General features: G+C 65.0%; 24 protein-coding genes. 5 read left to right on the forward strand and 19 right to left on the reverse strand.

The features are described from left to right. Nucleotides 1-34 precede the first annotated feature (34 nt). On the reverse strand, nt 35-418 hold the full coding sequence (locus C4S71_RS12975; RefSeq protein ID WP_160113391.1) for a nuclear transport factor 2 family protein: 384 nt from the start codon (nt 416-418) through the stop codon (nt 35-37). 168 nt (nt 419-586) lie between these two features. Beyond that, nucleotides 587-979: an HIT family protein gene (locus C4S71_RS12980; protein WP_103969407.1), complete on the reverse strand. Its 393-nt coding sequence runs from the start codon at nt 977-979 to the stop codon at nt 587-589. Between the two features lie 665 nt (nt 980-1644). Between C4S71_RS12980 and C4S71_RS12985 the strand changes: the two genes are divergently transcribed. The 3 genes from C4S71_RS12985 (at nt 1645) to C4S71_RS12995 (ending at nt 3524) form a co-directional block, all read left to right on the forward strand. Beyond that, complete coding sequence (locus tag C4S71_RS12985) at nt 1645-2541, forward strand: diguanylate cyclase (protein WP_103969408.1); 897 nt, start codon at nt 1645-1647, stop codon at nt 2539-2541. Nucleotides 2542-2739: 198 nt separating this feature from the next. After that, nucleotides 2740-3120, forward strand: coding sequence for a septal ring lytic transglycosylase RlpA family protein (locus C4S71_RS12990; RefSeq protein ID WP_176342918.1), 381 nt, complete (start codon nt 2740-2742; stop codon nt 3118-3120). 164 nt (nt 3121-3284) lie between these two features. Beyond that, nucleotides 3285-3524, forward strand: a complete 240-nt coding sequence (locus C4S71_RS12995) for a hypothetical protein (protein WP_103969409.1) — start codon at nt 3285-3287, stop codon at nt 3522-3524. A gap of 325 nt (nt 3525-3849) precedes the next feature. On the opposite strand, the gene C4S71_RS13005 is transcribed toward C4S71_RS12995, so the two are convergent. Then, a complete protein-coding gene (locus tag C4S71_RS13005) occupies nt 3850-4899 on the reverse strand; it encodes an AraC family transcriptional regulator (RefSeq protein WP_235014365.1) in 1050 nt (349 codons plus the stop codon). Between the two features lie 56 nt (nt 4900-4955). Here C4S71_RS13005 and C4S71_RS13010 point away from each other — a divergent pair, with 56 nt between their 5' ends. Further along, nucleotides 4956-6299, forward strand: a complete 1344-nt coding sequence (locus tag C4S71_RS13010) for a tetratricopeptide repeat protein (RefSeq protein WP_235014367.1) — start codon at nt 4956-4958, stop codon at nt 6297-6299. A 36-nt stretch (nt 6300-6335) separates the two neighbouring features. Here the strand turns inward: C4S71_RS13010 and C4S71_RS13015 are convergent, their stop codons facing one another. From C4S71_RS13015 to C4S71_RS13055, 9 genes are all read right to left on the reverse strand, one after another. Next, nucleotides 6336-7361 carry an MBL fold metallo-hydrolase gene (locus C4S71_RS13015; RefSeq protein ID WP_103969412.1) on the reverse strand — a complete coding sequence of 342 codons (1026 nt, stop codon included), beginning with the start codon at nt 7359-7361 and terminating at the stop codon, nt 6336-6338. Then, a complete protein-coding gene (locus tag C4S71_RS13020) occupies nt 7358-8404 on the reverse strand; it encodes an ABC transporter ATP-binding protein (protein WP_103969413.1) in 1047 nt (348 codons plus the stop codon). The genes C4S71_RS13015 and C4S71_RS13020 overlap by 4 nt, the downstream gene beginning before the upstream one ends. Next, nucleotides 8392-10092: an ABC transporter permease gene (locus C4S71_RS13025; RefSeq protein WP_103969414.1), complete on the reverse strand. Its 1701-nt coding sequence runs from the start codon at nt 10090-10092 to the stop codon at nt 8392-8394. Before C4S71_RS13025 ends, C4S71_RS13020 begins: the two co-directional genes overlap by 13 nt. A 2-nt stretch (nt 10093-10094) precedes the next feature. After that, nucleotides 10095-11081: an ABC transporter substrate-binding protein gene (locus tag C4S71_RS13030; protein WP_086511240.1), complete on the reverse strand. Its 987-nt coding sequence runs from the start codon at nt 11079-11081 to the stop codon at nt 10095-10097. An 82-nt stretch (nt 11082-11163) separates the two neighbouring features. Next, nucleotides 11164-11505 (reverse strand): zinc ribbon domain-containing protein YjdM, encoded by a 342-nt coding sequence (locus tag C4S71_RS13035; protein WP_103969415.1) that lies wholly within the window; start codon nt 11503-11505, stop codon nt 11164-11166. Nucleotides 11506-11574: 69 nt separating this feature from the next. Next, nucleotides 11575-12144 (reverse strand): GNAT family N-acetyltransferase, encoded by a 570-nt coding sequence (locus C4S71_RS13040; protein WP_103969416.1) that lies wholly within the window; start codon nt 12142-12144, stop codon nt 11575-11577. Between the two features lie 6 nt (nt 12145-12150). Further along, nucleotides 12151-12600 (reverse strand): GNAT family N-acetyltransferase, encoded by a 450-nt coding sequence (locus C4S71_RS13045; RefSeq protein WP_086511237.1) that lies wholly within the window; start codon nt 12598-12600, stop codon nt 12151-12153. Between the two features lie 36 nt (nt 12601-12636). Then, nucleotides 12637-13500 (reverse strand): glutathione-dependent disulfide-bond oxidoreductase, encoded by an 864-nt coding sequence (gene yghU, locus C4S71_RS13050; protein ID WP_103969417.1) that lies wholly within the window; start codon nt 13498-13500, stop codon nt 12637-12639. Nucleotides 13501-13585: 85 nt separating this feature from the next. Continuing rightward, nucleotides 13586-15559, reverse strand: coding sequence for a sigma-54-dependent Fis family transcriptional regulator (locus tag C4S71_RS13055; RefSeq protein WP_103969418.1), 1974 nt, complete (start codon nt 15557-15559; stop codon nt 13586-13588). 342 nt (nt 15560-15901) lie between these two features. On the opposite strand from C4S71_RS13055, the gene C4S71_RS13060 reads away from it, so the two are divergent. After that, nucleotides 15902-17698 (forward strand): NAD(P)/FAD-dependent oxidoreductase, encoded by a 1797-nt coding sequence (locus C4S71_RS13060; protein WP_103969419.1) that lies wholly within the window; start codon nt 15902-15904, stop codon nt 17696-17698. Nucleotides 17699-17758: 60 nt separating this feature from the next. Here C4S71_RS13060 and C4S71_RS13065 read toward each other — a convergent pair whose 3' ends face one another. The 7 genes from C4S71_RS13065 to C4S71_RS13095 form a co-directional block, all read right to left on the reverse strand. Further along, complete coding sequence (locus C4S71_RS13065; protein ID WP_103969420.1) at nt 17759-18403, reverse strand: Vat family streptogramin A O-acetyltransferase; 645 nt, start codon at nt 18401-18403, stop codon at nt 17759-17761. 52 nt (nt 18404-18455) lie between these two features. Continuing rightward, nucleotides 18456-19211 carry a potassium channel family protein gene (locus C4S71_RS13070; RefSeq protein WP_103969421.1) on the reverse strand — a complete coding sequence of 252 codons (756 nt, stop codon included), beginning with the start codon at nt 19209-19211 and terminating at the stop codon, nt 18456-18458. An 11-nt stretch (nt 19212-19222) separates the two neighbouring features. Continuing rightward, on the reverse strand, nt 19223-19759 hold the full coding sequence (locus tag C4S71_RS13075) for a GDYXXLXY domain-containing protein (RefSeq protein WP_103969422.1): 537 nt from the start codon (nt 19757-19759) through the stop codon (nt 19223-19225). Then, entirely contained in the window at nt 19756-20850 is a 1095-nt protein-coding gene (locus C4S71_RS13080; protein WP_103969423.1) for a DUF4401 domain-containing protein, read from the reverse strand. The genes C4S71_RS13075 and C4S71_RS13080 overlap by 4 nt, the downstream gene beginning before the upstream one ends. Then, complete coding sequence (locus tag C4S71_RS13085) at nt 20847-21827, reverse strand: DUF2157 domain-containing protein (protein ID WP_103969424.1); 981 nt, start codon at nt 21825-21827, stop codon at nt 20847-20849. The genes C4S71_RS13080 and C4S71_RS13085 overlap by 4 nt, the downstream gene beginning before the upstream one ends. A 37-nt stretch (nt 21828-21864) precedes the next feature. Beyond that, nucleotides 21865-22560, reverse strand: coding sequence for an RsiV family protein (locus C4S71_RS13090; RefSeq protein WP_235014369.1), 696 nt, complete (start codon nt 22558-22560; stop codon nt 21865-21867). 108 nt (nt 22561-22668) lie between these two features. Beyond that, nucleotides 22669-24450: a mechanosensitive ion channel family protein gene (locus C4S71_RS13095; RefSeq protein WP_103969426.1), complete on the reverse strand. Its 1782-nt coding sequence runs from the start codon at nt 24448-24450 to the stop codon at nt 22669-22671. Nucleotides 24451-24596: the final 146 nt, after the last annotated feature.

Genomic DNA, 24596 nt, shown 5'->3' on the forward strand with positions numbered 1-24596 from the left:
CCAGGCCGTCGGCGTTGTCGTGTCCGGGTGGTGCTCAGAGCGGCTGCGCAGCGGCACGCGTGAAGTGCAATGACAGCACGCGCCACTGCCCATCCAGCTTTTGCCATAGCTCGCTGAAAAAGAGGTTCGGCCGGGTTCGCGCATCGCCCACGACTCGGCCCTGCCCGTAGACGGACACCAGTTCGCCGAAGGACATCAACTTGACGATGTCATCCTCGGCGCGACTACCGCGTGCGAACCACTTGCCCCCCGCCACCGCCTCGGCAATGCTGCCGAGCTGATCCAGCTTTCCCAGCAGTCCCGCCTCACTGATCAACACGAAGTCGTCGCTCTCGATATGATCCAGCACACCGACGTTGCCATCGATGTAGGCGGCGTACCACTGGCGACGGGTCTCCAGCAGCTGTCTCTCTTGCACTCTGTCCTCCATAAGCCTGGCTCTTGGACCGGCAAAGACCCACCGCAAGCACGGCGGGCTTAGGCAAAAGCTTCATGATAGTGCAGTGGACAGGGAGCGGTATCAGAGATTGACGCGGCTGCGTGTAAGCCAACGCTTACACGCAGTTTGCAAAACGAGAAATCCCTCTCAGGCCAGAGCCCCGCGAATCCGATCGGCATTCTCGGCCAGCTGCTCGGGACTTGCCTGCGGCAGGCCTTCGACCCGGATATCCTGCATGGTATCGATAGGCACCAAATGCAGATGCACATGGGGCACCTCGAGGCCGACGATCATCATGCCCACTCGCTCGCAAGGAAAGGCCCGCTTCAGCGCCTTGGCCAACTTCTGCGAAACCGCCATGAGATGAGCGCTCAAGTCTATCGGCATGTCATCCCAGTGATCGATCTCCTCGCGTGGAATGACCAGCAGATGGCCTGGTTTCATGGGGTTGAGGGTCATGATCGCCACGCAGCGCTCGTCGGACCAGACGAACTCCGCCGGCAGTTCACCGTGAATGATGCGGGAAAAGACACTCGCCATTTCGCTACTCCCTGTTCGAAAACCTCAAGATGCCACAAGCTCGAAGGCCCGTCTCCTGCGCACGGTGCCGGCATTTCTCGCCACCGTGTCCGGCACCTTCATCGGTCCATTCATCGGTCTATGACGCCGTCCACCGCCCCGAGACCCGGGCGACTCTCGTCGTTGCAGCCTACACCGCCCCAACCGTCTCTAAAAGGAGACACTCAAGCCATTGTTTTCATTGGATTTAAATGGAACAGGCCAGTTTGTGTCGCCATATACCTACACTCCAGCGCCGATATCGACCCAGCAAGTCAGAACGGCCCGCTCACCCATCTGCAGAACAAAGCCACAACACACTGTTTTAAATAGATAATAAAAATCATGGCACTATTTTCGCTAGTACACTGGCAGAGCGATACGACGGCCCGAATGGCAATCCAGGCCACGTATCCGGAGGCTCCCTGCCAGGGAATGGCATGATGCGGAAAGGAATCCGCCGAGTCTCTTTCGTTTCCACCGGTCGAAGGCACGCTTTGCGATTGAGTTAGCACTATCCTTTAGTTCCCTGCGTACTTGGGCCGCTCTGCGGCCCTTTTTTTTCGCAGCTAAGCAGTAACGGAGCCCTGTTCACAGATACCTTCGATACACAGCTACCTTCATCAGCAGTCAGGGATGAGACGAACATGCGCACGAAGCCACAGTCTCCGCTGATCAATACCCCCAGCCTGGCCGGCTTGGCCTTGGCGGTCGCTCTACTGTTCGATGCTGCACTCTCCATTCAGGGCCTGGTACCGGAGCAAGCCAGCCTTTTCCCCGCGCTTGCTCATTTCCTCGACACCCAGATCGCTGAGAGACTCCACACCGGCACGGCACTCATTGCCTTCACCAGCGGCATCATGCTGGCCATATCGCTGATCCTGATTCCCATGCAGCGGGTCTATCGCGCCCGTGAAGCTCAGCTTCTACGCGAGCGCGAACGCCTTGAGGCCTACAACGCCGAGCTCGCCCAACAGGCGGCCAGCGACGGACTGCTGGGCATTGCCAATCGTCGCGAATTCGAGCGGGTGCTCAAGCTGGAGTGGCGCCGGGCGGCACGTGAGCGCCAGCCACTCGCCCTGCTGATGATCGACATCGACTGCTTCAAGCGCTTCAACGACAGCTACGGCCACCAGCATGGGGACGCCTGCCTGCGTGCCGTGGCTGACGTACTGAAGACCGCCGCCGCTCGGCCTGGCGATCTGGTGGCCCGCTATGGTGGCGAAGAGATGGTCGTACTGATGCCCCATACCTCGCTCGAAGGTGCCAACCGCATGGCCGAGCGCATCCACACCATGCTGGCGGAGCGCGCTCTGTCTTTCCCCGACTCCCCCGTGGCAGCAAACGTCACGGTCAGCATCGGCGTCTCTTCACTGCTGCCCGTACGCGATGCCAAGCGCGCCACCCTCGTCAAACTGGCCGACGAGGGGCTCTACCTGGCCAAGGAAGCAGGGCGCAACCGAACGGCCAGCGTTCCCCATCTGCGCCTCCTCCACTCGGCAGATGACTCGGAAACCTGGGCCAGCCGGGAACACAGAGCCTGAGCGGCGCAAGCCGGCTACTGTCTCTTACAGCCAACATCGCCAAACAACGCCCATCACGCAGCCTTCTTCTGCAAACATGCAGCAGTGTGAAATTGGTGGGTTGCCTCATGCAGCAACGGCGGGTACTATCCATAACGCTCACCAGCACCTCATCGATGGAAGCGATAACCGCCAACACGATCAACCCGAGGTAAAATCATGGGAGCTCGACCAAAGAAGTTGCTCGCTTGTGGCCTGGCAGGGATGCTCGCGGTGTTCGCCGCCCATGCTTCTGCCCACGAGCCTGACGCCCAGGAGGAAGGCATCGCCTCCTTCTACAGCGACCGCTTCCAGGGCGCCACCACGGCCAGCGGCGAACCCTTCGACCAGCAAGCGCTGACCGCCGCCCACCCCAGCCTTCCCCTCGGTACCAAGGTGATCGTCACCCGGGCCGACACTGGGCAAGAGGTGGAGGTCCTGATCAATGATCGCGGCCCCTTCGTCGAAGGGCGGATCATCGACCTCTCCAAACGCGCGGCACGCGAACTCGGTATGTTGAACCGCGGCGTGGCGCCGGTCATGGTCACCACCATTCAGTAATCCTGCCAGCCCCTTTCATTCCTGCCGGGCCTGTCGGTCCGGTGGCTGCCGTGCATGCGTGCCGAGACTACAGTTTTTCCGAATTTGGACGATATTCATATCAAGCGACGACCGGCCGTAAGAGCCTAAGCGCTTTTTTGCTATCGCATGGCGTAGGGAAAAACATGAACAGTCTCAATGCACAGATCGAGCTGTCGAATGAGCGGGCACAGGCGTCAAGCAATGCAGCCCTTTGCAAGCGTCTGGTCCTGGCCAAGATTCAGCTCGACCGACTCGAGCAGGACGGCACCTGCAAAGACCTGAGTGCACTCAGCGCAGCACGCGTGGAGTTCGCTCTCGCCTCACGGGCACTGGCTGATGCGCTGATCGCTCAGGAAGCACTGGACGCCCCCAGTCACACCTGATCGGCCACGATAAAAAAGCGGAGCCGAGAATCCCCGGCTCCGCTTCGCCACGCTTTCGCTTGCTGGTCGGCTCAATGCCTAACCAATACCCGCCGTGCGCTGCCAACGCCAGGCCGGCCGTTCCCTCTCGGCCTCGACGCCGGGGCACCTTCCTGGGTCGACGCTTCACTCAATCGGGAGTGTCCGCTTCGACCAGCTTCGCCAACAGCGTAAGCGATTCCTGCCAGCCGAGATGACACGCCTCAGCGGGGATGACTCCGGCACTCGCTCCTGAACCAGGCGCAACTCGGTGCCGCTGGAGAGCGCCTCGAAGGTGACGCGAGATTTACGCTTCACCGCCCCGTCGCCACGTGGCCGGCGGGGCGCCGAAGACTCGCTTGAACGCCTTGGAGAAGGAGGCTTCCGACTCGTAACCTACCTGCTCGGCAATCACCACGATGGGGTCGCACGATTCCCTCAGCCGCCGCGCGGCCACCTGCATGCGCAGCCCCGCCAGGTAACGCATGGGCGGTGCACCCACCAGCTCGGTGAAGTGTTCGGCAAAGGCGGAACGCGAAAGTCCCACTTCCCGCGCCAGCGCCTCGGTGGTCCAATGGTGTGATGGCCGATCGTGCAGCAGGGTCAGAGCGCGGCTGACGAAAGGATTGCGCAGCCCACCCAACCAACCGAGCCGCTCCGGCGGCAGGCTGGCCAAGTAGCAGTGCACGGCTTCGATGAACAGCAGCTCCGCCAGCCGAGAGAGCAGCGCCGGGGAGCGCACCTCACCGGTGGCAAGCTCATGGGTTGCCAAACGGAAGGAGCTCTCGATCCAGGCTCCCGCAGCGCCTTGCGTCACGTCGAGTGTCATCACGCTCGGCAGCAGGCCGACCAAGGGATCGGTCGTCGTGTCGCTGAGCAGGAAACCGCACCAGATGCGGGTCGTTTCCCCCTGCCCACCGTAGACGATCCGTGCGATGCCGCTCTCGACGGTCGCCTGCATCAACCCTTCGGCACTCACCGGCGGGCAATCCAGATGGCTGCCGAGCACGTGCGGATCGTTGCGTGGCAGCACCACCAGGTGCCCCGCCGGCACTTCCAGCGGCAGCCCGTCGCCCACGCGCAGCAGCAGCCGCCCGGCACTGACGTAGTGGTAAGCAATGATGCCCTTGGGCAGAGGCGTGAACGGGTGGCAGTCTTCGGGGGAAACCTGGGCGGCCACGCACCAGGGTGCCGTGAACTCGGCATCGAGGAAGATGCCTCCGGTCAGGTGGATCGTGCGCAGCACATCGAGGGAAGCCTCCATCGGCCAGCGCTCCCGTGATGGCGGCGGCTCGAACAATAAGTCCGGCGTCTCGCCCATTATCGCCCGCCGCGCCTCCTCGTAGTTTAGCAGCATGGCACCAGGCATAGCCGACGCCATGCCCCGACGAAACGACGACATATGGAGCGACAATGACAATGCTGACCGACCGTCAAGGCAATACCCTCTCAGGTGCCAACGCTGAAGCCCTGGATCTCTATTCGCGCGCGGTAGAGGCCTTCAATCTCTACCGCGGCGACCCCGTGGCACTGCTGGACCAAGCCATCGAGGCGGCTCCCGATTTCGCCATGGCACGCATCTTGCGCGCCTACCTGTTCGCGCTTGCCACCGAGCCCGAGGCCGCACGAGCGGCCAGGGACGACGTCGCGGCGGTGAGGGCCTTTCGCCTGAATGAGCGAGAGGCCTCCCATGTCGCCGCCCTCGACCAGCTGCTGGCCGGGGAGTGGAGTGCGGCAGCGCTTACCCTGGACCGACACAACATGCGCTATCGCCACGACCTGCTGGCACTACAGGTCGGCCACCTGGCCGACTTCTACCGCGCCAACGCCCGCGACCTGCGAGACCGTATTGCCCGGGTGCTGCCCAAGTGGTCGGCCGATATCCCGGGCTACTCGATCGTCCTTGGCTTCTACGCTTTCGGCCTAGAGGAAACGGGCGCCTATGCCCAGGCCGAGGCGACCGGTCGCGACGCCCTGGACAGAGAGCCGCTGGACTGCTGGGCGCACCACGCCGTTGCCCACGTCATGGAGATGCAGGGCCGCGCCGAGGATGGCATCGGCTGGATGATCGCCCGCGAACCGCACTGGTCGGGCGACGGCAACTTCTTCCAGGTGCACAACTGGTGGCACCGTGCGCTGTGCCACCTCGACCTGGGCCAGACCGAAGCGGCGCTGGCGCTCTACGACGGCCCGATCCGCCAGGGCACCAGTGCCATGGCGCTGGACATGGTCGACGCCTCCGCCCTGCTCTGGCGGTTACAGCTCACTGGCCAGGACGTCGGCAACCGCTGGCAGGAACTGGCGCGTGCCTGGGACAGCCATGCTGACGGCAGGCTCTACCCGTTCAACGACTGGCATGCCGTCATGGCCTATCTGGGAGCGGGTCGCGGCGATCAGGTGGAGCGCCTGCTGGCCACACTGCGAAGCGGCGAGGCAAGCCGCGAGGCAAGCGTCTGGGCCAAGCAGATCGGCCTGCCGCTGGTGGAGGGGTTCCAGGCCTTCTGGCAGGGCGACTACGGCACGACCGTCGAGCGTCTCCATCCGGCACGCTTCATCGCCAACGCCTTCGGCGGCAGCCACGCCCAGCGCGACATCATCGACTGGACCCTGACCGAGGCTGCTCTGCGCGGCGGCTATCGCGACCTGGCAGAGGGCTTGGCCCATGAACGCCTGGCCTCCAAACCGCACAGCCCGGTCAACCGCGCGTTCCTCAAGCGCGCTAACTCCCTTGGCGACAGGCCGCGGCAGGTCGCATGAGCTCACCGGGCGCCCCCTCTGGAAGGGTGCCCGGTCTCATACCGTTGCCTGGATCAACCCGCTGGATGTCATCAACAGCTCGTTTACCTCACTGACTTCGGTGGTGAACAGGGGTATCGCCTGCCTGGCCCCGAGCTGACGCACCAGGGCCCGCAGATGCGACAACCGCAGGTGGACGTTCCAACGCTGCCAGTCGACCTCGCCGGCCACACGCTGGCGCTGGCGCCGGGGCGTGAGGTAACCCGTGTGCAGCAGGCGATGCGCCGGCCAGTCGTGCGGATCGTCGTCGCGGTCCGCCACCAGCCATAGCGAGGGGGACGTCGGGCGAGGCGCGTCGAGCAGCTGGCGAATGGCCGCATCGCCCCCCACCCGGCGCAGCGAGCGTGGCAGTTCCAGCAGCGCCTCTAGTCCCTTCCGGCAGACGGAATCCAGATCCCACGTAATGCCGAGACGCGGCGCCAGGGTATCGAGCCACAGTGCCATCTCCAGCGCGCGGCCCGAAGCCGGTACCGGCAGCACTCGCGGCTCGCTCAAACGCCGGGCAATGGCCTCACGGCACTGCGCCTGAGGAACATCGTAGATCCCGTAGGAGGCATCCAGCAGCGCAACGCGCGCCGGCGGCGGTTCGTCGAAGGGGAGCAGCAGCGATTCGAGACAGGCATCGCCACTGTAGAACACTCCGCCCGCCACGCCGAGATGCAACCACACGCCGCCCAGCGAATGGCCCGCCTGACCGGTCGTGACCGGTATACCGACAATCCGGCATTCGCCGCGCTCGGGCAACGGGCGCCAGTCGCGCCCGGGCGGCAGCGCGGCCGCCACCGGCGACGTGCAGTAGAGCGGCAGCTCGCCTGGCAGCGCCGTCACGCCGCCGATGTGATCGATATGGTCGTGAGTGATCAGCACCGCGTCGACATCGAGCCCTGCCGCCCATTCGTTCGATTGACCCGGGTGCAGCGCGCCGCCGGCATCGAGCAGCAGCCGCTTGCCCTCGGCCTCGACCAGGATGGCGGCGGGCGCCTTCCCGCCCAGGCCGCTGAGCACCTCGATGCGCAGGCTCATCGATCGGGTTCCAGGCACCAGCCCTCGCGCAGCAGCAGCGCTACATCATGTCCTTCGACCAGCGCGGCGTGATGATAGGCCAGCAGCGCCTCGCCGCTTTCGAGGCGCAGGTGCAGTTCGTAGCGCTCGCCGCGGAAGGTCGCACTCTCCACCCGTGCCCGCAGCCCCCGCTGAGAAGACAACTCGGGCAGTAGCATGACGTGCTCCGGACGCACCAGCACCGGCTGGGTGCGCTCGGCGGCAACAGCGGCGAGCCCGCGCATTAAGGTGTCCTCCTCCAGTCGCTGGCCCGGCCGTCCCGCTGCCACCTGGAGCAGGCTGCCCTGGCCGATGAAGCCGGCCACCCAGGCACTGCGCGGCTGGCGATAGAGGGCCTCCGGCGTAGCCCACTGCTCCAGCCGACCGTCGCGCATCACCGCAATGCGGTCCGCCAGCGACATCGCCTCGCTCTGGTCGTGGGTGACGTAGATCATGGTCGCCCCGGTGCGGCGGTGAAAGTCGCGAAAGCTCTGCTCCATGGCCGCGCGCAGGTGGCGGTCGAGATTGGCCAGGGGCTCGTCGAGCAGCACCACATCCGGATCGGCGACCAGGCAGCGGGCCAGCGCCACACGCTGACGCTGGCCGCCGCTGAGCTCCTGCGGCGAACGCTCGGCGTAGGCGGCAAGATCCACCAGGTCCAGTGCCTGGGCCACCCGGCGCCGATAGGCATCGCCTTCCAGGCGGCGCAGCTTTAGCGGGTAGCCGACGTTGTCGGCCACGCTCATGTGCGGCCACAGCGCATAGGACTGGAACACCATCGCCATGTTGCGCCGCTCGGGCGGCACGTGCTGCTCGCGGCTGGCCAGGGTACGCCCTCCCAGGCGAATCTCGCCCTCGCTGAGTGGCTCGAAGCCAGCCAGCATGCGCAGCATGGTGGTCTTGCCGCAGCCGCTGGGGCCGAGCAGTGCGACGAACTGGCCCGGCGCGACATCCAGCGACAGCGCATCGACGGCGACCTGCTCGCCGAAGCGCTTGGTCACCCGATCGATCATCAACCCTGCCATGGCACGACTCCCTTGGGCAGATAGGGCGCCAGCAGGCTCAGGCACAGCATCAGCGCGGCAACCAGCGCCACCACCAGCACCGACACCGCGGCGGCCAGCACGCTCTCGCCACCCTCGGCGAGGTTGAAAATCAAGACGCCCAGGGTCTCGTTGCCGGCGCTCCACAGCAGCGCCGAGACGGTCAGCTCGTTCACCGCCAGCAGGAACACAAGAAGCCCCCCGGCGAACAGCGCCGGCGCCACCAGCGGCAGCACGATGCCACCCAGCCGCCGCCAGGGGCCGGCACCCGCCAGCTGGGCGGCTTCCTCCAGCGAGGGGTCGAGTTGGGCCAGGCCGGCCGCCACCGGCTTGAGACACACCACCAGGAAGCGCATCAGATAGGCGACGAAGATCAGCCCCAGGGTGCCGTAGAGCGCCACGTTCACCAGCGGTATGGGACGCACGAAAAGCAGGATGCAAGCCACCGCCAGCACCACGCCGGGCAGCGCATAGGGCAGTTCGATAGCGCCGAGCGCCAGACTCTGCCAGCGCTGCGGCAGACGCAGCAGGCGATAGGCCAGCGGCAGGCTGCAAAGCACCAACATCAGTGCGGCGCCGCCCGCCAGCCACAGGCTGTTGCGCACCGCGCGCCAGGTCGCCCCCTGGCGGCCGATCACCTCGTGGTAGGCCGCCAGGGTGGCGCTCTCCAGGGTGAGCGGCACGCCCACGGCGGGCACCAGCGAGCTCACCACCAGCGCCGCCAGGGGGGCGACGAGGATCGCCAGCAGCACCGCCACCAGCACTGCGGTCACCCCGCCGCGCCAGCGGCCCAGCGAGAAATCGTGGGCGCGACCGCTGTGGCCCATCAGGCCGAAGCGGCTGCGCTTCATCCACGCCTGCTGCAGCGCCACGCCGGCCAACGCCAGCACGCCGATCAGCAGCGACAGCGAGGCCATCTCGGCCAGCATGCCGGTACCGAAGCTGGCCATGCGCTGGTAGATCAGGGTCGGCAGCACGTAATAGCCGGCGGGAATGCCCAGCATGGCCGGGATGCCGAAGTTGCCCAGGCTGGAGATGAAGGCCATGGCCCCGCCGGCAATCAGGCCGCCGCGGGTCACCGGCAGGATGATCTGCCCCCATACCTGGGCCTGGCGGGCACCGCTGATGCGGGCTGCCTCGACCAGCTCGCGGGGCAACGACAGCAGCGAGGTGCGCAGCGCCAGGAACACCAGCGGCGCGCTCTGGATGCCCAGCAGCAGGGCGATACCCTCGGCGGAGTGGAGCGGCTGTGGGCTGCCCAGCGGCGGCGCCATGCCGATGCTCTTCAGCAGCGGGCTGGCCGGGCCGAAGAGCTGCAGCCAGCTCAACGCCGTGACCTGGGGCGGGATCATCATCGGCAGCATGAAGCAGAACACCAGCCAGGCCTTGCCACGGATGTCCGTCAGGGTGATCACGAAGGCGAACAGGCTGCCCAGCACCAGGGCGATCAGCATGCCCAGCCCCGAGGTGTAGAGGCTGCGCCACAGCGCCCGCCAGGTGCTCTCGGCCTGCAGCACGCGCCACAGCGGCGCCTCGCTGCCCTGGGCCAGGTCGCCCAGCGCCTCCATCAGCAGGCGCAGGCTGGGCACGAGGCTGAGCGCCACGATAACGAGCATGAGCAGGGTGAGCAACCAGCGTTGCTGGCTGCCTTCAGTGAGGCTAGGTGCCATGATCAGCTACCGAACAGCTCGCCGAAGCGCTGCTTGAGCTCGGCCTCCCTGGCCAGGGCGCTCTGGGTATCCAGCGGCATCAGGACGATACCGTCACGGGCAGGAAAGCCCTCGGGCGGAGCCACCTCGGGGTGTGCCGGGAGATAGCCCTGCTCGCTGACCAAAGCCTGGCCTTCAAGCGAAAGGACGAAATCGACGAACTTCTGCGCCGCCTCCAGGTTTCTTGCACCCTGCATGATGGCAACCGGCTCGGTCACGGCGCTCACCCCCTCCTCGGGGAACACGAACGCCACCGGCGAGCCCTTGGCCGCTTCACGGATCGGCAGGAAGTCGACCACGATGCCGTAAGGCTTGCTGCCAGCCGCCACGGCGTTGAATACGCCGCCATTGCCGCCCTGAGCCTCGGTGCGGTTGGCCTGCAGCGCCTCGTAATAGCCCTCGCCCAGTTCGGGGTGAGCCTCGATGGCCGCCATGTGGATCAGCGCGGCACCGGAGTAGAGCGGGCTCGGCATGGTCACCTGGCCGGCGTATTCGGGCTGGGTGAGCTCCTGCCAGCTCTGCGGCTGACGCTCGGCGCCGGTGTTGTAGACGATGCCGGTGGTGATCAGCTTGGTGCCGTAGTAGTAGCCTTGCGGGTCGTAGAGCTCGGCGGCGTAGGCTTCGCGCTCGGGGCTGAGGTAGGCCTGCAGGTGACCCTCCCGCTTGAGCGATTCCATGGTCATGCTGTCTGCGATCAGCAGCACGTCGGGGTTGCTGACCCCGGCGGAGAGCTCGGAGCGCAACCGGGTCATCAGTTGCGTGGTGCCGTCGCGCACCCATTCCACTTCGACATCGGGATGGGCGGCCCGGAAGGCATCGACGGTCTGCTGGGCGTCGCTGTTGGGCTGGCTGGTGTAGAGAACCAGCTTCTCGCTGGCGAGCGCCGGCAGAGCCAGGCCGGCAAGCACCACGGAGATGGAAAGGACGGTAGCCAGGGGGCGCTGCTGCATGGGGAAAACCTCCGATGAGTGGGCTCATCGAAAGTACTGCCGTTGGTTTACAGCGCCGTGACAGTTGGTTTTCCCGGAAGGCTCACGCCTTCTTGACGAACTCCGACTTCAGCTTCATCGGCCCGAAGCCGTCGATCTTGCAGTCGATGTCGTGGTCGCCCTCCACCAGGCGAATGCCCTTCACCTTGGTGCCCACCTTGACCACCGACGAGGTTCCCTTGACCTTGAGATCCTTGATCACGGTGACGCTGTCGCCATCCTGCAGCTCATTGCCGTTGGCATCGCGCACCACCTTGCCGTCGCCAGCCTCCCCCGCATCCGTCAGGCTCGACCACTCATGACCGCACTCGGGACAGGCGTACATGCCGGCCACTTCGTAGGTGTACTCGGAGTGACAGGCGGGGCAGTTGGGCAAGGCGCTCATGGCGATCTCTCAGCAGGATTGGAAAGCCACGCAGCATGCCAGAAGCCACCAGGGGAAGCCAATGCCTCCTCAGGCAAGAAGCGCCTCGCGCGGCGTGATGGCGAGTCGCTCTTCCCATACCGTGGCCCCACCAAGCGTGAACGATTGGCGGGATCCCGGTTCGAGCTGAAACCCCATCGCACGATAGAAGCGCATGGCGTTGTCATTGCCGACGATCAACCACAGCGTGACGCAGGTGAACCCCTCGGCGAAAAGCGTCGCCAAGGCTTCCCTGCACAGCCTGCGCCCCACGCCAAGCCGCTGAGCGTCTGGCCGGACATAGAGCACCCAGATCTCGCCTATCTGCGACCCGGCGCCTTCATCGCGTGAGGCGTCGAAGCCTATGAAGCCCTGAACCCGATCGCCCGAGCGAGCCACCAGCAGCCGTGGGCTGCCCGCTGCCAGGGAGCGGCGCCACATGGCTTCGTGCTCCGCCACCGAGAGGCCAGCCAGGTATTCGGCCGGGACGATGTCGCGGTAGGCATGCCGCCAAGCCTCGACGTGCACCTCGGCAATGCCGCGGCAGGCAGCAAGATCGGCCGGCTCGAGCTCAAGGCTCGCCCGTTCTCGCTGCCGACCCTGGGCTTCGTCCCGATCCATATGCGTTCAGTCTCCCCTCAAGCCCTTGGCATAGAAGGCCATCCCTTCGCTGCAGCGAAAGCCGAGCTGCTGATAGAAGCGGGCCGCGGGGATGTCCCGCCCCGTGGCCAGGTACACCGCACGCACATCGCTGGTGGCCAACTCTTCCTCGAGCACCTCATAGAGCTGCGAGCCGATACCTTGCCCCTGGCGATGCGTGGCCACGCACATCTCCCGCAGGTAGAACAGCTTCCCATCCAGATACGGTTCGAGGTTGCCCAGCAGAAACCCCTCGAGCTCCTCACCCTCACCCAGCCCCACCACCCCCACGGCACCTGGCGATTCGAAGAAGTGCTCGAGCCGCGCCAGTGCGCCATCGGCATGCCAGGGCTCGTTCCAGGGGACCGAGGAGAACACCTGGGCGAAGAGCGCCGCGCAGGCTTGCAGGTTGCACCGTTCCAGGCGTCTTGGTTGCATGGTTTGCTCGATAGATAGGAAGGAAAAAGACCGCGGCTAGCGCTTGTCCTGGGTATTGGTCTCGAAATCGCTGGCATCGTGGCGCTCGTGCAGCTGCTGTTCAAGCGGGCCGAAGGTGCGATTGACCATGCGCCCACGCTTCACCGCCGGCCGGGCATCGATCTCCCTGGCCCAGCGCTGTACGTGCTCGTAATCCTGCACCTGCAGGAACTCGCCAGCGTCGTAGACGCGGTCGAGCGCAAGCTGCCCGTACCAGGCCCAGTTGGCGATGTCGGCGATGGTGTAGTCATCGCCGCCGAGATAGCGACTCTCGGCCAGGCGTCGGTCCAGCACGTCGAGTTGGCGTTTGGCCTCCATGGCGAAACGGTCGATGGCGTACTCGATCTTGGTCGGCGCGTAGGCATAGAAGTGGCCGAAGCCGCCACCCAGGTAGGGCGCGCTGCCCATCTGCCAGAACAGCCAGTTCAGCGTCTCGGTACGCCCGGCATGGTCGCGGGGTAAAAACTCACCGAACTTCTCGGCCAGGTAGAGCAGGATCGAGCCCGACTCGAACACCCGGGTGGGCGGCGTGGTGCCATGATCCCTCAGCGCCGGGATCTTGGAGTTGGGGTTGACCTCGACGAAGCCGCTGCCGAACTGCTCTCCCTCGCCGATGCGAATCGGCCAGGCGTCGTACTCTGCACCTGCGTGGCCGCGTGCCAGCAACTCCTCGAGCATGATCGTGACCTTCACCCCGTTGGGTGTGGCCAGCGAGTAGAGCTGCAGCGGATGCTTGCCCACCGGCAGTGCCTTGTCGTGGGTGGGGCCGGCGATGGGCCGGTTGATGTTGGCGAACTCGCCGCCGCTGGCCTTTTCCCATTTCCAGACCTTCGGCGGCACATACTCGTGTTCCTGGCTCATGAGGACTCCTGTCGGGGGAATATATGGCACGCCACTCCGCTACACGGCGGAATGCACCCATGCCAGTCCGACAAAAGATAGCCTGTTAAGGTTCGGGGTTCGAGCCAGCCTCACGCCAGTTGGGCGGCACCAGGCCATGGCGGCGCATGCGTCGGTAGATGGTGGGTCGTGAAACACCGAGTCGCCGCGCGGCGAGACTGACGTTCCAGCCTGTTGCACGCAGCAGTTCATGCAGCGCCTCGCCCTCGCCCGCCCCCTTTTCCTGCTCCATAGCAAGTGTCTGCGGTGCGGCGCCGAGGTGGCCCTGGCACTCTTCCGGCAGGTCGTGAAGCGTGATCTCGTCGCCCTCGGCCGTGGCCAGGGCGAAGGCCAGGGCATTCTTGAGCTGACGGATATTGCCCGGCCAGGCGTGAGCCAGTAGCGCACTCATGGCATCGGCGCGCAGGCGCACCTCCCGCTCGCGCTCGGCAAGCAGTGCCTGGTAGACGCTGCGAATCACATAGTGCTTGTCGGCCCGCTCGCGTAGCGCCGGCAGCCGCAGCTGAGCACCGTTCAGGCGGTAATAGAGATCTTCCCGGAAGCCGCCCCGGGCGATCAGCTCGCTCATGTCACGATGGGTGGCGGTAATCACGCGAATATCGATACGCAGCGCCTTTTCGGCCCCCAGCGGCATCACCTCGCGCTCGGCCAGCACGCGCAGTAGCCGGGTCTGCAGCGTCAGCGGCATGTCGCCGATCTCATCCAGGAACAGGGTGCCGCCGTCGGCCTGCTGGATCAGCCCGCGCATGCCCTTGCTGCGCCCACCGGTGAAGGCGCCGGGCAGGTAGCCGAACAGTTCGCTTTCGATCAGCGATTCGGGAATCGCTGCGCAGTTCACCGCCACGAAAGGCCCCTTGGCACGCGTACCGCTGTCGTGCAGCGCACGAGCCAGCACCTCCTTGCCGGTACCGGTCTCGCCGGTGATCAACACACTGACCTCCTCGTTGCGCAGCCTCCGGGCCAGCTTGAGCACCCGATGCATGGCGGGATCGTCCGAGGCGAGCCGGTCCAGCGCCGGCACCGGCGCAGGCGAAGGCGGCAAGGCACGGGGGGCCGGGCGTCGACCGCGCGGCTCGAGCAGAGTGACGAAACAGGTGGTGTCGTTGGCGCGCGCCCGGAAGGCGCGAATGCCGTCGTCGCTGGCGGTCGGGATGCCCAGCAGTTCACCGAGCTCGCCGTCGAACAGCTGGGTGACCGAAGGCTGCCAGCCCGGCGACCAAGGCGGCCAGCGGTGCAGATGGGCATCGATCAGCGCTCGACCGGCACCATTGGCAGCGATCACGCTGCCGTCCTCCTCGATGGCGATCAGCCCGCGGCCATTGAGATGTACGAACTCGCGGGCAGTATCGAAGCGCAGCATCAGGCAGTGGCGATAGCGGTGCAGGAAATAGGCATCCTCGATCATCCGCGCATAGAGCGTGACCAGCGGCAGGCCGAAGTTCTGGCTCTCCTGGGCGCGCGGCGACTGCAGCGCGGAGATGTCAAGCACCGCGATGACCTGCCCCTGTGGGTCGGTGATCGGCGCCGCCGTGCAGGTCAGGCTGATGTGGGTGGCATCGAAGTGCTCGCTCTGGTGGCAGGTAATGGCTTGGGCATCGTGAACGCAGGTACCGACCGCACAGGTTCCCGCATAGCGTTCGTCCCAGTCGGCGCCCAGGTAGAGACCCGCCCGGCGCAGCTCCGGCTCCCGCTCGCGCTGGCCGCGGAAGTCGACGGTGATGCCCTGCCGGTCGGTGAGCAGCAGCACATAGCCCAGCGGGGCGATCTGGGTGAAGAGTTGATCGACGCCGGCCCGCGCGACGTGCAGCAGTTCGTCGACCGGCTCGCGGTGCTCCTTGAGCGCCTGTTGAGTCAGCACCCGCACGGGGCGGGGGCGGCCGGGGTCGAGCCGGTACTCGCCGACGCAGCGCTCCCAGGAGCGCCGAATCACTTCCCGGCAGCCGTCCAGGTCGGCCGGCTGGCCTTCGCTGAGTCGGATCAGGGTCTCGATGTGCTGGCGTTGCTCGTTACGCAATGGCATCGCTGCCTCCGGTGCCGCCGTGACGCTTTCCGGCGGTGGTGGCCTTGTTGTTGTGTAGCAGGCCTGCTTCCAGCGTATGCCGTGCCGAGCAGGAGTCAATCGGCTTCTCCTGCGCCCTTGGTCGGGGGGGTTACAGGTGTAACGCCCGCATTGCTCCCGTCACGTGTCAGCTGTCACGTGCGTTACAGGCCGAAGGGGCGCACCTTCACGCTGCTGCCGCTCAATCCCGCTCGGAAAACCAAATTTTTCAATCGTCTGGAAGCGTTTCTCGCACACCCTTCGCGGCTGGCACGGTTTCTGCCAGGACATAGGGCGTCCCCACACAACAAGCGGAGAACAACGATGACGACCCCCACGCCGACTCAACACGCCCAGCAATGGCTGTGCGACTTCGAGAGCGCACTGGAGCAACGCGACATTCAACGGGTCATGGCCCTGTTCAATGACGATTGCTACTGGCGCGACCTGGTCGCCTTCACCTGGAATCTCAAGACGCTGGAAGGCAAGGACGCCATCCAGTCGATGCTCAACGCCACCCTGGGCGAAGCGCGCCCCGCGAACTGGCAGCTCGATGGTGAGGCCACCGAGGCCAACGGCGTGACCGAAGCCTGGTTCACCTTCGAGACCGGCGTCGCCCTTGGCAAGGGCTACCTGCGCCTGAAAAACGGCAAATGCTGGACCCTGCTCACCACCATGCAGGAGCTCAAGGACCACCCCGAGCCACGCGGTGCCAGGCGGCCCCTGGGGGCCGAGCACGGCGCCAGCAAGACCCGCGAGACCTGGCTCGAAGCGCGCCAGCGGGAAGCACGGGAGCTCGGCTACACACGCCAACCCTACTGCGTGATCATCGGCGGCGGACAGGGCGGCATCGGGCTCGCCGCGCGGCTGCGCCAGCTCAACGTGCCCACCATCGTACTCGACAAGCATCCTCGCCCCGGCGACGCCTGGCGCAACCGCTACAAGTCGCTGTGCCTGCACGACCCGGTATGGTACGACCACCTGCCCTACATACCCTTCCCCGAGAACTGGCCGGTGTTCGCGCCCAAGGACAAGATCGGCGACTGGCTGGAGATGTACACCAAGGTGATGGAACTCAACTACTGGAGTTCCACCGAGTGCGAGGGCGCCAGCTACGACGAGGCCAGCGGCGAGTGGACGGTGCGCGTCAACCGCGACGGCGAGCAAGTCACGCTCAAGCCCAAGCAGTTGATCCTGGCCACCGGCATGTCGGGCGTGCCCAACGTGCCGCACTTCCCCGGCGCCGAGACCTTCGAGGGCGAGCTGCAGCACTCCAGCCAACACCCGGGGCCGGATGCCTATCGCGGCAAGAAGGTGGTCGTGGTGGGTTCCAACAACTCGGCCCACGACATCTGCGCGGCGCTGTGGGAAAACGATGCCGACGTGACCATGATCCAGCGTTCCTCGACCCATATCGTGAAATCCGACTCGCTGATGGAGCACGCCCTCGGCCCGCTCTATTCCGAAGAAGCGGTAAAGAACGGCATCACCCACGACAAGGCCGACCTGATCTTCGCCTCGATCCCCTACAGACTGCTGCCCGACTTCCAGCGCCCCGCCTTCGACCGGATCCGCGAACGCGATGCCGAGTTCTACAGGAAGCTGGAGGATGCCGGCTTCCTGCTCGACTTCGGCGACGACGACTCCGGGTTGTTCCTCAAGTACCTGCGCCGCGGCTCCGGCTACTACATCGACGTGGGTGCCTGCGACTTGGTAGCCAACGGCGACATCAAGCTGCGCAGCGGCGTGGGCATCGAACGCATCAACCCGCGCTCGGTGAAGCTCAGCGACGGCTCCGAACTGCCCGCCGACCTGATCGTCTACGCCACCGGCTATGGCTCCATGAACGGCTGGGCGGCGCGCATCATCTCCCAGGAGGTGGCCGACAAGGTCGGCAAGTGCTGGGGGCTCGGCTCCGACACGACCAAGGACCCCGGCCCCTGGGAGGGCGAGCTGCGCAACATGTGGAAGCCCACCCAGCAGCAGGCGCTGTGGTTCCACGGCGGCAACCTGCACCAGTCGCGCCACTACTCCCACTACCTGGCGCTGCAGCTCAAGGCGCGCATGGAAGGTATTCCCACGCCGGTATACGGCCAGCAGGAAGTGCATCATCTGTCCTGACACCACTTGGCCTGACACCACCTGACATCACGGGCCGGCGCGAGACGCCGGCCCGCCTGCTCAACGACAAGGGGCAAATGAAGAACGCAAGGCCTCGACATCCCCCGCCACGATGAGAGGCAGATGCCGGGTGATCACTTCCACCGGCCAGTCCCACCAGGCAATGGTCTGCAAGGTTTCGACCTGCTCCGGCGTAAAGCGCTGCTTGATCGGGCGTGCAGGGTTGCCGCCCACCACCGTATAAGGCGGCACATCGCTCACCACCACCGAACGAGATGAGACGATGGCACCGTTGCCGATCTGTACGCCGGGCATGATGAGCGCGTCATAGCCGATCCACACGTCATGGCCGATGACCGTATCGCCCTTGTAGGGCAGCTCGCTCGGTTCCGGCATCACCTTCTCCCAGCCATTGCCGAAAATCTGGAACGGATAGGTGGAGACACCGGAGAGCTTGTGGTTTGCCCCGTTCATGATGAACTTGACGCCTCGGGCGATGGCGCAGAACTTGCCGATGACGAGTTTGTCGCCAATGAACGGATAGTGATAAAGCACGTTGCGTTCGAAGTTCTCCGAGTCTTCCGGGTCGTCGTAATAGGTGTAGTCGCCGACGATGATATTCGGACTCTTCACCACGTTCTTGATGAAGCACACCTGAGGAAACCCCTCCATGGGGTGCGGGTTCGCGGGGTCCGGGCCGTGCATGCTTACCCTCCTTCGCTGGGATTTTCATTCGAGACGGTGCGGCTCGCCCGCATCACTCTTCAGGCGCATCCTTCTTCTGGAAAGCGTCGCTGAACGCCGCGGCAAGAATGCCGGTGGGCATGGCAATGAGGCCGATCCCGGCGACTGCGGTAATGCCGGCAAACAATTTTCCCAGTGCCGTGATGGGAGTGACGTCACCGTAGCCTACCGTCGTCAGCGTGGCGATGCTCCACCACAATGCGCGCGGTACGCTGCCGAACTCCTCAGGCTGCGCAGCGGCTTCGACCGCATAGAGAAAAGCCGAGGAGAGCAGTAGCAGCAAGCCGGCCACCCCCACGCTCAACAGCAGCTCGTACATTCGGGCGCTCAGCGCTTCGGCCAAGGCGGACCAAGCACGGCTGAAGCGTCCCAAGCGTGAGAGCCGCAACAAGCGACACACCTTGAGCAGCCGTATCATGAAGGTGTTGTGGGTAATGAAGCCGAGGAAGAACGGCAGAATGGCGATCAAGTCGACGAGCGCCCACCAGGTGAACACATAGCGAACCCGACCCTGCCAGCCGCGGTAGCGGGGGTCCTCGCCTGCCGCGTATAGCCTGGCCAGGTACTCTACGGAAAACAGCGCCACGAACAGCACTTCCAAGCCACTGAAGGCCCAGGGCAGGGAGTCGCGTATGCTGTCTTCGGTTTCGAGAATGGCAACGAACGACGCCACCAGAATCAACACGCAGACCAGCTTGTTGACCGGCGACAAGCCATACGCCTGCCAGCCCTCCGGAGCCAATTGACGATACAGAGTCTGTCGCAGCAAGCAGGACCCTCCTATCTTTCCATAGCTCCCAACAGCTCCAGCTCGGCGCCGTGCAGTGAAACCAGCAGCGGTTCGCCGCGCTCGTTCACACGGAACTGACCGTAGCGGGCGGGCTCGTAGCGTTCGGCATGGCCTTCCTGAAAGAAGAAGGCGTCGGTGGCAAAGCGCACCTGGCCGTTGCGCAGCCGATAGCGCAGGCGCCGCTCGTCGGCATTCAACGTCTCCTCCGCCGACCCCAAGCGCTGAAAGTGAGCCACGCCACGGTCGTCGAGACGCACGATGACGTAGCCGTCGGCGGCATGCTGCTCGTCCACCTCGGAGCGCCGCTGGTACAGCGCTTCGCGGATACGGTTGGCGATCTCGAAGTTGAGCGCCATGTAGTCGCCCTGCATCAACGAGCGTGGGTCCACCGGCGCCAGCTCGAGAAATACCGCCTCGCCCTGCGCCAGATGGCGCTCCTTGCCCCAAATGGCCAGGTTGACCACGGCCAGGCTCAAGGCCATGGCGGCAATCACCACGATCAGGTTGCGTCTGGTAGCCGGCTTCATGGCTCCACGCCTCCCTCCTCTGCCGCGACACCTGCCCCGGCGTGCCAGCGGCGTTGCAGCGCCCAGCGTATCGCCAGCAGCAGCAGGCCGAGCGCGAACAGCGTCATGGCTTTGGCCAGCAGGGTGACGTCGAGCCAGTAGTAATAGCTGGTGATGGAGAGCAACAGCAGCAGCCCACCGAACCCCATGACCCCGCGATGGCCGATGGCAAAGCCCAGCGCGACCACCACGGCACCATGACTCAGGCCACGCGCCTGCAGCGACAGCAGCGCCAACAGCAGCACGGCGGCATAAGCGGCAACGCGCATGCCCGGTTGGACCCCATGGACATGACGCCGAAAGAGATGCCGAAGCAGCAGCAATAGCGCCAGCAGGCCCAGAGCATCTCCGGCCCAGGGTTCCAGCCAGTCAAGCCCGCTTCCAACGAAGTAGCGCCCGAGCAATAGCGACTGGCCGAAGTAGCCGACTGACTGAATCACCAACAACCCCAACAGCAGGCCATAGCCCAGCGCCTCTAACTGGCGCACATGGGCCGGCCAACGAAACTCGTTCAGCCACAGGACGGTCAGCCCCAGCAGCACCAGTCCACCTGCCATCGTAGGAGCGGAAGCGGTTTCGACCATGGCCAGATAGAACGCCACGCACGCGGCGAAAGCGGAAAAGGTACGGTGAGTGAGGCTCGGCATGACCAGGGCCAGCACGACCTGTAGTACCAGCAGCGCCCACCACAGCCCGGCGCTATCCCACCCCAGCGTAGCGCCCAGCACTGAGGCCAGCGCCCAGGCCACCAGCATCTGCCCCGCCAGGCTCGCGGCCAGGGCCAGGTGTTCGAGAAAGTCGCTGTGCGCTTGTCGCAGCAGCGCATAGGCGCCGCCGATCAGTACCAGGCCCAGCGTGGCCGAGGCGACGCTGCTATCGAGCAAGAACACCGCGCCCATGCCGATGAAGCCGAGCAGGAACAGTGCGGCCAACCAACCCGAGAACGCCTGAATGGCACGCACGAACCAGGGCGTTTCGATTGGCGCTGCGCCGTCGGCCTGGGAGATGGCAATCCCGCTCTCGATGAGCTTTTGCTCGAGCGAACGGCTCATGACGACATCTCCCGGTGCAGCCGCTTGAGCCAGAACACTGCCGCGGCTCCCATCGCCAGTACCGCCATAGAGAGCACCAGAAAGCTCTCCGCCCCACCCTGCCACAGCAGATGCCGGCCAAGCAGCAGCGTGACCACGACGATGACCGACAGGCAGCCGCCCGCCAGCATGAACAAATCAGGCCGCCAGTGGCGATAGACGACGTAGAGCGCCACCAGCCACAGCAAATACACCGGCAGCACCGGAGAAAACTCCAAACGCTCAGCGAAGATCTGGCTCATCATCAACAGCGTGAGCGGAACGCCGCCGCCCAACGCCAGCAGTTGCGCGGGCCACCCCAGCGACAGCCAACGCCAGCGTCGTGCGCCCAGCTCCCATACCGCGAGCGCCGCCGTGTTGAGAATGAAAAGCCCCCACAGGGCGCCCGTATCGCCGCCGAACAGGCCAAAGAGCCCGCCCCAGGTGCGGAAATAGAGCGCAAGCGAGAGGTTGAGCAGCCCCAGCCACAGGATCCACAGCGCATCGAAACGCGCCACCAGCGCCCAGGGCAACATCAAAACGGCCCAGACGAAGAACAGCTGCCAGGGATCGGCGCCGGTCTGGTACACCTGACCGACCAGCGCCAGCAGCACCCCCAGCAGCAGCGCAGCCGCCATCAGCGCGACCCGAGGCACCAGGTCGCTGGCGGCACCGCGCACCTCGGCCCACACGTACACCGCGATGGCCACCAACAGCGCCGCCTGCACCAGCCCGAAGCGCATCAAACGGCCCATCTCGGCCCAGTTGTACGCCACCAGGAACAGCACGCCAAAGACCAGTGCCAGTGCACCCAGCCACAGCAGCAGCCGGTCCAGGAACACCCCCCAGGCCCGCCCGGAAGGGTGCAGCCCCGAAAGCGCAACTGCCCTCACCACCTGCTCACGCGGTATCGCGCCGCGCTCGATCAACGCCACCAGCTCACGGCGAATGGAGGCCATGTCGTTTCCCTGCGATGTTTTCGTATCCTGCCGAGCCCTATTCTTGTCCCAAATAGCGCGGCTTGGCGATACCTTCGAGTTCAACTAAGGGAATGCTCAGTTCCGGCTGACCAAGGGCGTAGGGGGTAATCTCGTAGACGTTGTATCTCACCACCCAGGCGGTTTCGAGCGGGGCTACGTTCTGGCTTGGGTAAAATGGCCAGCCGGCGGCGAATTCCTCGTCCAGTCCCTGATCTCTCAGCCAACGCTCATGGGCCCGGGCGAGAGCCTCCTGGAAGGCCGGAGCCTGGCCGTCGAGCAGCATGTCGTCGAGCGTAACCTCGCTGCCCAAACGCTCATCGACGACCATGAACTCGGTCAGCGGCATACCGTGGGCCTGCCCGGCGTGGTAGACATAGCTGCCGAGTTCGATGACCAGCAGATCGTGATGCAGGGCCAGCACCTTCGCTTCAAGCGAGGCCTGACTGGAAGCGTGTGGCGGAGCATAGCGGCGGTCCTCTCCGGCCAGCGCGAAGAAAGCCTCGGCATAGGCTTCCCATGAGTCCCGCGGCCACTCGGTCTCGCCATCGGTAATGCCCTGCCCCATCGCCAGCAGCCGTGTGCGCAGCGTTTCACTCAGCTCAGGCGAATCGGGAAAGTGCAGTGCCCTCACCTCGACCTCGGCGCACTGCGCCGCCGGGCAGTCGCTCTCCACGAAATGCGCCTCGACGGGTTCATACGTCATCCCGGCCATATCGGCCGGCTCCTGCGGGGCCTGACAACCGGCCAGGACGACTCCCCCTACGACCAGCATCGTGAAATAGCGATGTATCATCTACGCCACCCTGTCGATCGAGTCACTTTAATCGGTGTTTTTATCTCGACTCCCGCCTCCAGCCGACACCCGGACGCGCGGCTTCTCATGCTTTTCTTCCGTTGCGATGTCGTGCTGGCTGAGTACCACGATATCCCGCGGCCACCATTCTGGATGATAAGTGCGGATGAAGTTCATCAACCGCTCGCGGATCTGCATCTCCGCCACCCAGCCGGCGAAAGGATCGGAGGCCATCAGGTAGCAGGCAACGGTCTGCGACTTCTCGGTTTGTCCCGTGACGTAGCAGCACAGCTTGTGATGCTCGACGACGTTATCCTCTTCCTCGGCGAATTCCAGAAACTTCTCACGGATGAGCTGGACGTCGGCGCTCAGGTGCAATATCAGCTCCAGCTTACGATACATCTTGGCGTTCTTGATCGAGAGATTCTCGAACGGCTGGGAGACGAAATAGGTCACCGGCACGATCAGCCTGCGCTCGTCCCACGAGCGCAGGCGGATGAAGGTGTAGAAGATGCCCTCCACGTAGCACCACTGCCCTTCGAACATCACCAGGTCGCCGATGCGAACGGGCTTGGCCAGCGAGACCTGAAACGAGGAGAGGATGTTGCCCAGCACCGCCTGGCCGGCGATACCCACCAGCACCGCCAGCACGCTGGCCGAGGCCAGCAGCGACAGGCCCAGCGTCTCGAACAGTTCGATCTGGCTCAGCACATAGACGGATACGGCAATGACCGCGATCAGGATGATGACCCGGCGCAGCGCATAGAGGGAAGTGAGCAGTTGGCGCTCGTCCTTGGGCTTGGTGTCGTCGATCTCCCCCACGAAGCGCCGTGTCACCTTGAGCAAGACGGTATCCACCAGGCGCAGCGCTATCGTGCCCACCCCCCAGGCAATCAGGATGATCAGCAGGGTGCGGATAAAGGTGGTAGCCACGGCGGTGAAGGAGACCACGTAGTCGAGCAGCATCTGCGCGACGAAGGCCATGACCAGCAGCGCCATGGGCACACCGATACGACCGGCGAAGATACTGGGCACGCCGTGGGGAAACCAGCGCGCCAGCAGGCCAACCAGGGCGTAGACGCCCCACCCCACCAGGCCGGTCAGCAGCAGGAAGAGCGGAATGGCGATCCACTCCCAGACCTGCAGCATCCCGAAGCTCGTCTTGAGGCGCTCCGGTATGTAGGCCTCGATCGGCGACGGCCCAAACTCTTCGTAGAGCCGCGGAATGACGGAAACGCTCTCCGCGGAGATCAGCCATACCGGCTGCTCGTCGTCCACCCGGTAGCGCTCCAGGCGCACCTCGTAGTCTTCGCCGTCGACCGTCATCGAGGCCAGCTCGAGACTTCGGCGCGGCTCGCCCACCAGCGGGTGCTGACCGGAAGGGTCCTCGATGGCGGCGTCCTGGCGGCTGGGCAGGTTGGAGACGTTGAACCACTCACCGCGTCTGAGCACCGAGGCCAGCTGTCGGGCCAGCTCAGGCCCCTGTTGCTGCTGCTCCGCCTCGTCCAGCTCGGAAAGATTGAGCAGATGGGCCGCGGCGGCGTACTCGTCGTTCTCGGTGAGTTCCACGAAACTACGGAGCGCACCTTGAGGGGTCAGCCGCTCGACTTCGTCGGGAGGTTCGCCGAGGCCGGCGTTGAGCGAGTCGAGGGGAAACCACTCCCGCTCCTCGCTCTCGTCATCCTCACGCTCGCTGCCGTTCTCGCCTACTCCCTCGGGCAGCTGCGCCGCACTGGGCGCGGCAACGAAGAGCGCCACGGCCAACAAGACCAACAGTGCCGGCAGCCGCCATGCGTCGATTCCTTTCATACGCGTGTTCCTGATCGAAGCGGATCCGCTGTCCCTCCTTCAGACAGCGCAGTTCGAATCGGTCCAGCCTGAGGCAGTAGACCCGACGGACCGATGGCTGCTTGCAGTACAGCTCACCGGTCACCGCTTCGTCCAGACGATGGCCA

The sequence above is a fragment of the Billgrantia desiderata genome (assembly GCF_900108215.1).
In the GTDB taxonomy this organism is placed as follows: Bacteria; Pseudomonadota; Gammaproteobacteria; order Pseudomonadales; family Halomonadaceae; genus Halomonas; species Halomonas desiderata.

Coding starts and splice junctions, on each gene's coding strand:
- C4S71_RS12990 (WP_176342918.1), top strand. CDS start 2,740: ATGGGAGCTCGACCAAAGAAGTTGCTCGCTTGTGGCCTGGCAGGGATG.
- yghU (WP_103969417.1), bottom strand. CDS start 13,500: ATGAGCCAGGAACACGAGTATGTGCCGCCGAAGGTCTGGAAATGGGAA.
- C4S71_RS13040 (WP_103969416.1), bottom strand. CDS start 12,144: ATGGATCGGGACGAAGCCCAGGGTCGGCAGCGAGAACGGGCGAGCCTT.
- C4S71_RS13020 (WP_103969413.1), bottom strand. CDS start 8,404: ATGGCAGGGTTGATGATCGATCGGGTGACCAAGCGCTTCGGCGAGCAG.
- C4S71_RS13015 (WP_103969412.1), bottom strand. CDS start 7,361: ATGAGCCTGCGCATCGAGGTGCTCAGCGGCCTGGGCGGGAAGGCGCCC.
- C4S71_RS13005 (WP_235014365.1), bottom strand. CDS start 4,899: ATGCTGCTAAACTACGAGGAGGCGCGGCGGGCGATAATGGGCGAGACG.
- C4S71_RS13055 (WP_103969418.1), bottom strand. CDS start 15,559: ATGCCATTGCGTAACGAGCAACGCCAGCACATCGAGACCCTGATCCGA.
- C4S71_RS13090 (WP_235014369.1), bottom strand. CDS start 22,560: ATGGCCGGGATGACGTATGAACCCGTCGAGGCGCATTTCGTGGAGAGC.
- C4S71_RS12985 (WP_103969408.1), top strand. CDS start 1,645: ATGCGCACGAAGCCACAGTCTCCGCTGATCAATACCCCCAGCCTGGCC.
- C4S71_RS13080 (WP_103969423.1), bottom strand. CDS start 20,850: ATGAGCCGTTCGCTCGAGCAAAAGCTCATCGAGAGCGGGATTGCCATC.
- C4S71_RS13095 (WP_103969426.1), bottom strand. CDS start 24,450: ATGAAAGGAATCGACGCATGGCGGCTGCCGGCACTGTTGGTCTTGTTG.
- C4S71_RS13075 (WP_103969422.1), bottom strand. CDS start 19,759: ATGAAGCCGGCTACCAGACGCAACCTGATCGTGGTGATTGCCGCCATG.
- C4S71_RS12995 (WP_103969409.1), top strand. CDS start 3,285: ATGAACAGTCTCAATGCACAGATCGAGCTGTCGAATGAGCGGGCACAG.
- C4S71_RS13035 (WP_103969415.1), bottom strand. CDS start 11,505: ATGAGCGCCTTGCCCAACTGCCCCGCCTGTCACTCCGAGTACACCTAC.
- C4S71_RS13030 (WP_086511240.1), bottom strand. CDS start 11,081: ATGCAGCAGCGCCCCCTGGCTACCGTCCTTTCCATCTCCGTGGTGCTT.
- C4S71_RS13065 (WP_103969420.1), bottom strand. CDS start 18,403: ATGCACGGCCCGGACCCCGCGAACCCGCACCCCATGGAGGGGTTTCCT.
- C4S71_RS12980 (WP_103969407.1), bottom strand. CDS start 979: ATGGCGAGTGTCTTTTCCCGCATCATTCACGGTGAACTGCCGGCGGAG.
- C4S71_RS13085 (WP_103969424.1), bottom strand. CDS start 21,827: ATGGCCTCCATTCGCCGTGAGCTGGTGGCGTTGATCGAGCGCGGCGCG.
- C4S71_RS13060 (WP_103969419.1), top strand. CDS start 15,902: ATGACGACCCCCACGCCGACTCAACACGCCCAGCAATGGCTGTGCGAC.
- C4S71_RS13045 (WP_086511237.1), bottom strand. CDS start 12,600: ATGCAACCAAGACGCCTGGAACGGTGCAACCTGCAAGCCTGCGCGGCG.
- C4S71_RS13025 (WP_103969414.1), bottom strand. CDS start 10,092: ATGGCACCTAGCCTCACTGAAGGCAGCCAGCAACGCTGGTTGCTCACC.
- C4S71_RS13010 (WP_235014367.1), top strand. CDS start 4,956: ATGACAATGCTGACCGACCGTCAAGGCAATACCCTCTCAGGTGCCAAC.